Source organism: Mangrovimonas sp. YM274, from assembly GCF_030908385.1.
In the GTDB taxonomy this organism is placed as follows: Bacteria; Bacteroidota; Bacteroidia; order Flavobacteriales; family Flavobacteriaceae; genus Mangrovimonas_A.
The window spans coordinates 1506329-1518646 of record NZ_CP133091.1 but is presented as its reverse complement, the minus strand read 5'-3'; the positions used below and the strand labels follow the sequence as shown (position 1 = coordinate 1518646).

General features: G+C 42.7%; 1 protein-coding gene. It reads left to right on the top strand.

Features of this window, described 5'->3' with window-relative positions; all coding sequences use genetic code 11:
• The first annotated feature begins 509 nt into the window (after positions 1 to 509).
• A complete protein-coding gene (locus RBH95_RS06615) occupies positions 510 to 12212 on the top strand; it encodes an HYR domain-containing protein (protein WP_307901893.1) in 11703 nt (3900 codons plus the stop codon).
• Positions 12213 to 12318 lie beyond the last annotated feature (106 nt).

The window sequence follows — 12318 nt, the reverse complement described above, 5'->3', positions numbered from 1 at the left end:
AAATAACCATAACTAACAAAAAAAGATAGTTCAACAGAAGAAAACCATCAACTTAAGAAATTGAGAATATTGAAAATGGGCAAAACCACAAAGTTTTTGCCCATTTCACTTATTATTATACCGCTTGTCTATTCACAGAAAATGGTTTTATCGTTATAACTATTTCAAACTCATAATTTATTGATGTTTATTTATAACTTTTCAAAACAATACGTTTCACCAGACACCAACAAAAGACACTCTTTTAAATCCATGAATCCCCTCTTTATTCTACACTAAAATGTATTTTATCGAATTTATTATACGTTTTATCGATTTTTAATTATATTGCACCTCGATTTAAATGACTGTTATAGAAATAACAAGACACTTTATCGAGAATTTTCACTCATAAAGTTACTTACTAGTATGTTTGCACATATATTCTATAATAAGTAGATATTTTTAAATAAACCAACTTTATAACATTTTATGAATGTGGTTATAGCCTAACGAACCAACTTTGCTACATGAAACAAATCTACACCTACTATGTCCAATTGGCCATTCTCGTTATCGCCAATTTTTCTTACGCTAAAACCAACCCAATAGACAACTATATTAGTTTAAACAATGTATCCATAATAATGGATACCGAAGTTGATACTAATACTCTAGTATCTGTTACCCAATCAACTTATGGAGTAGCATTAGCTGATGCTCCCTGCCAAGATATAACTGTTTATTTGGATAATACAGGCAACGCTACTATTATTCCAGATGATATTGAGGATGGGACTTATGCAGATGATTTTATTTATGATATAACAATTAGTCAATACACTTTTGATTGTACTGATATTGGAACACCTATTATCGTAGATTTAACTGTAACATTAATTAGTGACGGAAGCGAAGTTATTAATTGTACTTCTACCGTTACCGTTAAGGACAACATCGCACCTACAGCAGTATGTCAAAACATAACTGTTCTGCTTGATGACTCAGGCAATGCAACCATTACAGCCGCAGACATTGATGGAGGGTCGTCTGATGCCTGTGGGATCGATTCAATATCAGCCTCCCAAACAGCTTTCACATGTGACAACATAGGCACCAACAACGTGACACTTACCGTAACGGACGTCAATAACAATACGGCAACATGCACCGCTACCGTTACCGTTGAGGACAACATCGCACCTACAGCAGTATGTCAAAACATAACTGTTCTGCTTGATGACTCAGGCAATGCAACCATTACAGCCGCAGACATTGATGGAGGGTCGTCTGATGCCTGTGGGATCGATTCAATATCAGCCTCCCAAACAGCTTTCACATGTGACAACATAGGCACCAACAACGTGACACTTACCGTAACGGACGTCAATAACAATACGGCAACATGCACCGCTACCGTTACCGTTGAGGACAACATCGCACCTACAGCAGTATGTCAAAACATAACTGTTCTGCTTGATGACTCAGGCAATGCAACCATTACAGCCGCAGACATTGATGGAGGGTCGTCTGATGCCTGTGGGATCGATTCAATATCAGCCTCCCAAACAGCTTTCACATGTGACAACATAGGCACCAACAACGTGACACTTACCGTAACGGACGTCAATAACAATACGGCAACATGCACCGCTACCGTTACCGTTGAGGACAACATCGCACCTACAGCAGTATGTCAAAACATAACTGTTCTGCTTGATGACTCAGGCAATGCAACCATTACAGCCGCAGACATTGATGGAGGGTCGTCTGATGCCTGTGGGATCGATTCAATATCAGCCTCCCAAACAGCTTTCACATGTGACAACATAGGCACCAACAACGTGACACTTACCGTAACGGACGTCAATAACAATACGGCAACATGCACCGCTACCGTTACCGTTGAGGACAACATCGCACCTACAGCAGTATGTCAAAACATAACTGTTCTGCTTGATGACTCAGGCAATGCAACCATTACAGCCGCAGACATTGATGGAGGGTCGTCTGATGCCTGTGGGATCGATTCAATATCAGCCTCCCAAACAGCTTTCACATGTGACAACATAGGCACCAACAACGTGACACTTACCGTAACGGACGTCAATAACAATACGGCAACATGCACCGCTACCGTTACCGTTGAGGACAACATCGCACCTACAGCAGTATGTCAAAACATAACTGTTCTGCTTGATGACTCAGGCAATGCAACCATTACAGCCGCAGACATTGATGGAGGGTCGTCTGATGCCTGTGGGATCGATTCAATATCAGCCTCCCAAACAGCTTTCACATGTGACAACATAGGCACCAACAACGTGACACTTACCGTAACGGACGTCAATAACAATACGGCAACATGCACCGCTACCGTTACCGTTGAGGACAACATCGCACCTACAGCAGTATGTCAAAACATAACTGTTCTGCTTGATGACTCAGGCAATGCAACCATTACAGCCGCAGACATTGATGGAGGGTCGTCTGATGCCTGTGGGATCGATTCAATATCAGCCTCCCAAACAGCTTTCACATGTGACAACATAGGCACCAACAACGTGACACTTACCGTAACGGACGTCAATAACAATACGGCAACATGCACCGCTACCGTTACCGTTGAGGACAACATCGCACCTACAGCAGTATGTCAAAACATAACTGTTCTGCTTGATGACTCAGGCAATGCAACCATTACAGCCGCAGACATTGATGGAGGGTCGTCTGATGCCTGTGGGATCGATTCAATATCAGCCTCCCAAACAGCTTTCACATGTGACAACATAGGCACCAACAACGTGACACTTACCGTAACGGACGTCAATAACAATACGGCAACATGCACCGCTACCGTTACCGTTGAGGACAACATCGCACCTACAGCAGTATGTCAAAACATAACTGTTCTGCTTGATGACTCAGGCAATGCAACCATTACAGCCGCAGACATTGATGGAGGGTCGTCTGATGCCTGTGGGATCGATTCAATATCAGCCTCCCAAACAGCTTTCACATGTGACAACATAGGCACCAACAACGTGACACTTACCGTAACGGACGTCAATAACAATACGGCAACATGCACCGCTACCGTTACCGTTGAGGACAACATCGCACCTACAGCAGTATGTCAAAACATAACTGTTCTGCTTGATGACTCAGGCAATGCAACCATTACAGCCGCAGACATTGATGGAGGGTCGTCTGATGCCTGTGGGATCGATTCAATATCAGCCTCCCAAACAGCTTTCACATGTGACAACATAGGCACCAACAACGTGACACTTACCGTAACGGACGTCAATAACAATACGGCAACATGCACCGCTACCGTTACCGTTGAGGACAACATCGCACCTACAGCAGTATGTCAAAACATAACTGTTCTGCTTGATGACTCAGGCAATGCAACCATTACAGCCGCAGACATTGATGGAGGGTCGTCTGATGCCTGTGGGATCGATTCAATATCAGCCTCCCAAACAGCTTTCACATGTGACAACATAGGCACCAACAACGTGACACTTACCGTAACGGACGTCAATAACAATACGGCAACATGCACCGCTACCGTTACCGTTGAGGACAACATCGCACCTACAGCAGTATGTCAAAACATAACTGTTCTGCTTGATGACTCAGGCAATGCAACCATTACAGCCGCAGACATTGATGGAGGGTCGTCTGATGCCTGTGGGATCGATTCAATATCAGCCTCCCAAACAGCTTTCACATGTGACAACATAGGCACCAACAACGTGACACTTACCGTAACGGACGTCAATAACAATACGGCAACATGCACCGCTACCGTTACCGTTGAGGACAACATCGCACCTACAGCAGTATGTCAAAACATAACTGTTCTGCTTGATGACTCAGGCAATGCAACCATTACAGCCGCAGACATTGATGGAGGGTCGTCTGATGCCTGTGGGATCGATTCAATATCAGCCTCCCAAACAGCTTTCACATGTGACAACATAGGCACCAACAACGTGACACTTACCGTAACGGACGTCAATAACAATACGGCAACATGCACCGCTACCGTTACCGTTGAGGACAACATCGCACCTACAGCAGTATGTCAAAACATAACTGTTCTGCTTGATGACTCAGGCAATGCAACCATTACAGCCGCAGACATTGATGGAGGGTCGTCTGATGCCTGTGGGATCGATTCAATATCAGCCTCCCAAACAGCTTTCACATGTGACAACATAGGCACCAACAACGTGACACTTACCGTAACGGACGTCAATAACAATACGGCAACATGCACCGCTACCGTTACCGTTGAGGACAACATCGCACCTACAGCAGTATGTCAAAACATAACTGTTCTGCTTGATGACTCAGGCAATGCAACCATTACAGCCGCAGACATTGATGGAGGGTCGTCTGATGCCTGTGGGATCGATTCAATATCAGCCTCCCAAACAGCTTTCACATGTGACAACATAGGCACCAACAACGTGACACTTACCGTAACGGACGTCAATAACAATACGGCAACATGCACCGCTACCGTTACCGTTGAGGACAACATCGCACCTACAGCAGTATGTCAAAACATAACTGTTCTGCTTGATGACTCAGGCAATGCAACCATTACAGCCGCAGACATTGATGGAGGGTCGTCTGATGCCTGTGGGATCGATTCAATATCAGCCTCCCAAACAGCTTTCACATGTGACAACATAGGCACCAACAACGTGACACTTACCGTAACGGACGTCAATAACAATACGGCAACATGCACCGCTACCGTTACCGTTGAGGACAACATCGCACCTACAGCAGTATGTCAAAACATAACTGTTCTGCTTGATGACTCAGGCAATGCAACCATTACAGCCGCAGACATTGATGGAGGGTCGTCTGATGCCTGTGGGATCGATTCAATATCAGCCTCCCAAACAGCTTTCACATGTGACAACATAGGCACCAACAACGTGACACTTACCGTAACGGACGTCAATAACAATACGGCAACATGCACCGCTACCGTTACCGTTAAGGACAACATCGCACCTACAGCAGTATGTCAAAACATAACTGTTCTGCTTGATGACTCAGGCAATGCAACCATTACAGCCGCAGACATTGATGGAGGGTCGTCTGATGCCTGTGGGATCGATTCAATATCAGCCTCCCAAACAGCTTTCACATGTGACAACATAGGCACCAACAACGTGACACTTACCGTAACGGACGTCAATAACAATACGGCAACATGCACCGCTACCGTTACCGTTGAGGACAACATCGCACCTACAGCAGTATGTCAAAACATAACTGTTCTGCTTGATGACTCAGGCAATGCAACCATTACAGCCGCAGACATTGATGGAGGGTCGTCTGATGCCTGTGGGATCGATTCAATATCAGCCTCCCAAACAGCTTTCACATGTGACAACATAGGCACCAACAACGTGACACTTACCGTAACGGACGTCAATAACAATACGGCAACATGCACCGCTACCGTTACCGTTGAGGACAACATCGCACCTACAGCAGTATGTCAAAACATAACTGTTCTGCTTGATGACTCAGGCAATGCAACCATTACAGCCGCAGACATTGATGGAGGGTCGTCTGATGCCTGTGGGATCGATTCAATATCAGCCTCCCAAACAGCTTTCACATGTGACAACATAGGCACCAACAACGTGACACTTACCGTAACGGACGTCAATAACAATACGGCAACATGCACCGCTACCGTTACCGTTGAGGACAACATCGCACCTACAGCAGTATGTCAAAACATAACTGTTCTGCTTGATGACTCAGGCAATGCAACCATTACAGCCGCAGACATTGATGGAGGGTCGTCTGATGCCTGTGGGATCGATTCAATATCAGCCTCCCAAACAGCTTTCACATGTGACAACATAGGCACCAACAACGTGACACTTACCGTAACGGACGTCAATAACAATACGGCAACATGCACCGCTACCGTTACCGTTGAGGACAACATCGCACCTACAGCAGTATGTCAAAACATAACTGTTCTGCTTGATGACTCAGGCAATGCAACCATTACAGCCGCAGACATTGATGGAGGGTCGTCTGATGCCTGTGGGATCGATTCAATATCAGCCTCCCAAACAGCTTTCACATGTGACAACATAGGCACCAACAACGTGACACTTACCGTAACGGACGTCAATAACAATACGGCAACATGCACCGCTACCGTTACCGTTGAGGACAACATCGCACCTACAGCAGTATGTCAAAACATAACTGTTCTGCTTGATGACTCAGGCAATGCAACCATTACAGCCGCAGACATTGATGGAGGGTCGTCTGATGCCTGTGGGATCGATTCAATATCAGCCTCCCAAACAGCTTTCACATGTGACAACATAGGCACCAACAACGTGACACTTACCGTAACGGACGTCAATAACAATACGGCAACATGCACCGCTACCGTTACCGTTGAGGACAACATCGCACCTACACTGGCAGGCTGCCCAACAAACCTTACACTTTACACAGACTCTGACGGGGGTACTGACTGCGGAGTAACATTAAACTATACTCCACCAACATTTAACGACAACTGTGACGGAACCGGTACCGCTACTCTAGTTTCAGGACCAACTCCGGGTACCACAGTAAATGTCAGCGGTTCGCCTTACACCATAGTATATTCTTATACAGATGCCTCTGGAAACTCAGTTGTTACAAACTGTTCATTCACAGTGACGGTAGTGGACAACACGTCTCCAATCATAACCTGCCCAGGGAATATCTCAGAAAACACAAGTAACGATGGAACAGGCAACTGTAACACAACCGTAGCTATTGGAATACCAACAGTTAATGACAATTGCGGTATCGCCTCCACCATAGCACAAATAGGAGGGGCTACTATTAACCCTACAACCTATCTGTTCCCTATTGGGGATACTACCATCACATGGATTACTACCGATAATAGTGGGAATACAGTTCAATGTGAACAAATCATAACTGTAATGGATGATGAAAACCCATCCATCACCTGTCCAGAGAATGTTACCGTAAGTGCCAACGCATCCTGTGTGTCTACTGGAGTAGCCCTTGGCTCCCCTATCACTTCCGATAATTGTGGAGTGGCCAGTGTTACCAATGATGCCCCTGCAACATACCCGCTTGGAGAGACAATTGTAACATGGACCGTTACCGATAATGCTGGTTTAACGACTATCTGTACACAGATCGTAACCGTTGAAGATACAACACCGCCAACTATCTCATGCCAAAGTAATATTGTGACAACCAATGATTTTGGTATTTGTGGTGCTGAAGTAACCTATTTTACTCCAATGGGTTCAGACAACTGTACAGGGCCAACAACGATACAGACAGAAGGTTTGCCATCTGGTAGTGTTTTTCCAAAGGGCACAACAACTAACACATTCGTAGTAACTGACGCTGCAGGCAATACAGCTACCTGCTCCTTTACTGTAACAGTATTGGATGGAGAAGAACCAGAAACACCTATCTTAGATCCGATTATAGCAGATTGTTATATAGAAGTAATCCCTCCAACAACCAATGATAATTGTGACGGAGAGATAACAGCCACCTCTAATGTTAGTTTAATTTTTGATACAGTAGGAACAGAAACCATATACTGGACTTTCGAGGACAACTCGGGTAACTACATTATTGTACCACAAGATATAACCATTGCCGATAGCGCAGGTCCTATACCTGATAATGCTTCTTTACCAGACTTGTCTTTTTCTGGGTGTCAAATTTCAAACATTTCAGAATTAACCATCCCTACTGCTACAGATGGTTGCGATGGAATCATTGAAGGAACTTTATCCCCTGATTTTGTGTTTCCATTTTCCTTTTCGGGAACGGAAACGATCGATTGGGAATTTATAGATAGTAATGGCAACGTCACCATACAATCCCAAAATATCACACTCACACCTCCAAATATTAATGGTGGTACGCTAGAAGGTACATTTGAGGGGACCGTTTTTTCCAACCAAATTGATATCTCCTCCTGTGAAGTTGAAATTAATATTGATTTAGATTTAGTTGGTGAAGTAGGAACAATAATACAATGGGAACAATTTGCAGTAAACGAAGGTGTTTGGGATATCATTTCCAATACAAATGATAACCATTCAATAACTTTCGCAATTGGCGAATTGGAGTCTACCTATTACAGGGTTTTAATTCAAGTAGAAAATTGCAGCGTGTATTCTAGTCTGTTTTATGTTAGATCTTTACCTCCTGGATCTGCTCCCACAATTGAAAATTTAGATGCCGATACCAACTATTGCTTAGGAGATGATGTCAATCTACTAGCAACAAGTAATTACGTAGCGACGGAAGAGGCATTTCCTGACTATCCTCCGGGAGATTTCAATCAAGGTCAGCTAAATACCCAAGATCCCGATGGCTGGTTGGTTGATGGCGAGACAGGTGGATTTACAGCTGGAGGAAGTGCAACTAAACCACGGAATTGGTCCGCAAAAACCTGTAACAATCAAACAAACGGCAATATTGTTTACTGTTCGAACGAAGGAAAATACACCATAGCTTATGGCGATTTCAGTTCTAATCAATATAATGGAGCCACTCCAACAACTCTAGAGACTCCTATTATGGATTTATCCGATGTGGAAGGCGCAAGTTTGGATTTTGATCAAGCATACTATTTTTCTGATCAAGATTATGCCATTATTGAAATATCTACCGATGGAGGTGTAAACTATTCCACACTAGTACTAATGCATGCTCCAGGAACTGGTGACGTAGATTGGTACACAGCAGGAACTGCAGAATCTGTGGCCGGGTCAACTCCAACTGAATACAACTTCCAAACAGATAACACTTCTATTCCTCTTGATGCCTATATAGGCGAGAGCAATGTAAGGATTAGATGGTCTTTTACCGGTACTACTGACCAAAGTGCCTGGGCCATGGACAACATTTTTGTTTATCAAGAGGTCTTTGTGGATACAGAATTGGAATGGACTGATGGTATAGGAGACCCTAGTGAAGCCCCAATTGTAACTGGCCAAACCCAAGTACCTATTTCCTTTGTTCCTGAGGTTCCAGGACGCCATAATTATGGCGCAACAGCATTGATTAATGGTTGTAGATCCTACGACGAAGAAGGTACCGATTTAGTTGAAATAAAAGTATCCTATGCATATGCTGGTGAAGATATTACGTTTACCCCTGCAGAATGTGGCCAAGATACCGTTCAGCTGAATGCCTATGACAATAGATTGACGGCCTCTGAAAATGCCGCTAAGGGAGCCTTTACACTCCCCAACAATTGTTTAACCTGTGATGATGAAGGAGCTATAGATGATACAGAGATTGCAGGGGAATGGGCCATTACTGAAAGTAGTACCTGTGGTGGTAATTTCTCAATTTCTGATATCAATGATCCTGACGCAATATTTACAGGAGATGCTGGCACATATACCTTAACTTGGACGGTTAATGGCTGTTCGAGTGATATGACCATTGAAATTATAAATTGTGATTTGGTTGATTTTGATGGTGGAGACGATTATGTAGATTTCGGAAAAAATAATTATGATTTAGATAGTGGTGATTTTAGCATTGAAGTATGGGTGAAACCTGAAACAATAGGAGGAATTCAATCTATCTTCTCTAAAAGAGACGCTAACTTCACTGGTGGGGCGCATGGATACGATTTACGAATAAACAATTCTGGTATTGTAGAATTTCGTTGGAATCAAAGTGGATTCTTAAATTCTTCTCCCTATACCCTAGACACATCTAGATGGTATCATCTAGCATTAACTCGAGCAGGTAATCAATATAGACTTTATATTGATGGTATATTAATAAAAGTTGGAGGTGGCGGTCAGCCTTCAAACAATAATTACAAAGCTATTTTAGGGGCCATGGCCCAAGCCTCTTCCACAGTTCCTACCAATCACTTTAATGGCTGGATAGATGAATTGCGTATTTGGAACAAAGCCTTGTCAATTGAACACATTAGACAAATGATGAACCAAGAAATCGAGCCTTTAGGTTCGGATGTTGGAGGTGTGGTTTTAGGTACAAAAATAAACGGTCCAGATGCTAATCAAGATGGGATTGATGACAATCCGTTGTTATGGTCTAATCTAGAAGGCTATTACCGTATGGATATTGCTTGTGGTAACCTATCACCAAATTTTGCCTTAGGAGCGAATGGTCGCTTAAAAAATATTACCTCCAACCAACAAGAAACCGCTCCACTCCCTTATACAACTGTTCAAACTGGGGATTGGAATAATGATAATACATCAGCTTCACCTTGGACCAATTATCCTGTTTGGGATCATCCTAATAGCCCAGGTATTAACGGCACCATGATTGATTGGAATATTGTTGAAACAACGCATGATGTGACTAGTGATGCTCAAGACGTTACCCTTTTAGGCTTATTAGTGGATTCCAATGAGCTGACTATAACGGGAACCGGGGCTGAGGACGAAACCAACGATGGCCATGGACTTTGGATCACCCATTATCTTAAATTAAACGGACAAATAGATTTAGTAGGTGAATCCCAATTGATTCAAAAGCGATACAACATAGACCAATTGAATGACAGCGAATTGGATCTCTCCAGTGGAGGATATATCGAAAGAGACCAACAAGGGACTAGTAATCTCTATAACTATAATTATTGGAGTAGCCCTGTGAGTCCTCAGAATACAACAGCAAACAATACAGATTATACCGTTGCTGATGTTTTAATGGACGGTACCAATGCAGCCTCACCTCAGACTATAAATTGGATTGAAGGCCACAATTCTAACCCTGGACCGCCATTATCCATTACCAATCGTTGGATCTATACTTACAATGCAGTTTCCAACACCTATTTACAATGGAATCATATGGCTAGTTATGGCAGTATACCTACCGGTAATGGTTATACCATGAAAGGAAGTGGAGCTAGTGGAGCCTATCAGAATTATGTATTCAAAGGTAAACCTCACAATGGTACTATTCAAAACAGCTCTACAGAATTTAGCAATGGGGAAGAATTTCTAATTGGAAATCCCTATCCAAGTGCTCTTGATGCTGATGAATTTATCAAGGACAATATTCCAAACAGTATTGCCAATTCCGATTACAACTCCGCTGCAAACCCTGAAACTTCAAGTGCTTTTGATGGCGCCCTCTATTTTTGGGTTCATTATGCCTCCAACAATTCGCATAATGTTTCCGAATATGAAGGCGGCTTCGCTGTCTACAATTTAACGGGGGGAGAAATTCCTTCGGCCCCACCAATTACTGAAGACGGCTATCAAGGCAGTGGCGAAGGATTTTCAAATGTAACACCCGGTCAATACATACCTGTTGGTCAAGGATTTGTAGTACACGCATCTCAACCAGGAACAGGAGGGCAAATTAAATTTGAAAATGACCAAAGAGTGTTCAAAAGAGAAACCGGCTCTGGAACATCCACATTCATGAGAACCGCCAACACCGATCAAAACCAAGAACAGGAAGAGTCTCAAAATGAAATTAAACGGATCCGATTGAGCGCCTCAACACCCAATAATATAGTGAGAAATTTATTGCTTGGGTTTGTTGACAATAATGAGGCTAGTGATAATTTTGATTTTGGGTATGACGCCAAGAACAAGGACTCCTTTAGCACCGACGTTTCATGGAACATTTCCGGAGAGAATTATATCATCCAAGGAGTAGGCGCTTTTGATTCCTCCAAACAATACCCTTTAAATGTGGTAATGGCTCAAAGTGGAAACCTCAAAATAGTGTTACGTGAGCAAGAGAACTTTGAACAAGAAACTAATGTGTTTGTTTTTGACTCCGTAACAGGCATTTATACACAGATAAATCAAAATGCTTTTGAAATACAATTGGATACAGGAACCTATGAAAATAGATTCTACATTACATTTGAAGCAGATGACACTCTTACTGTAAATAACAAGAACCTACAAAACATCGTTATAAACTACCTCAACAGTAGTGAAGAGATTTACATCAAAACACAAGAGCACCTGAATGTAAAACAAGTATATCTTACTAACATTATTGGCCAGAAAGTAAAATCTTGGAATGCTACAAACACAACTATTTCAAGTGAATTTAAAATTCCTGTAAAAAAGATTGCTGATGGTAACTACATTATTAAAGTAGTTACAGACAAGGGAGCAATCAACAAAAAAATTGTTATTAAACTCAATTAAAAACAATTTACCTACAAAAAAGCAGCCTAAAGGGCTGCTTTTTTTATTCCCTATAATACGGTATTAAACATACATTCTATCCAATTTTTTTATTTTAAATACAGTT

Excerpts from the sequence above, each read along its gene's own strand:
- RBH95_RS06615 (WP_307901893.1), top strand. The coding sequence starts at position 510 with ATGAAACAAATCTACACCTACTATGTCCAATTGGCCATTCTCGTTATC.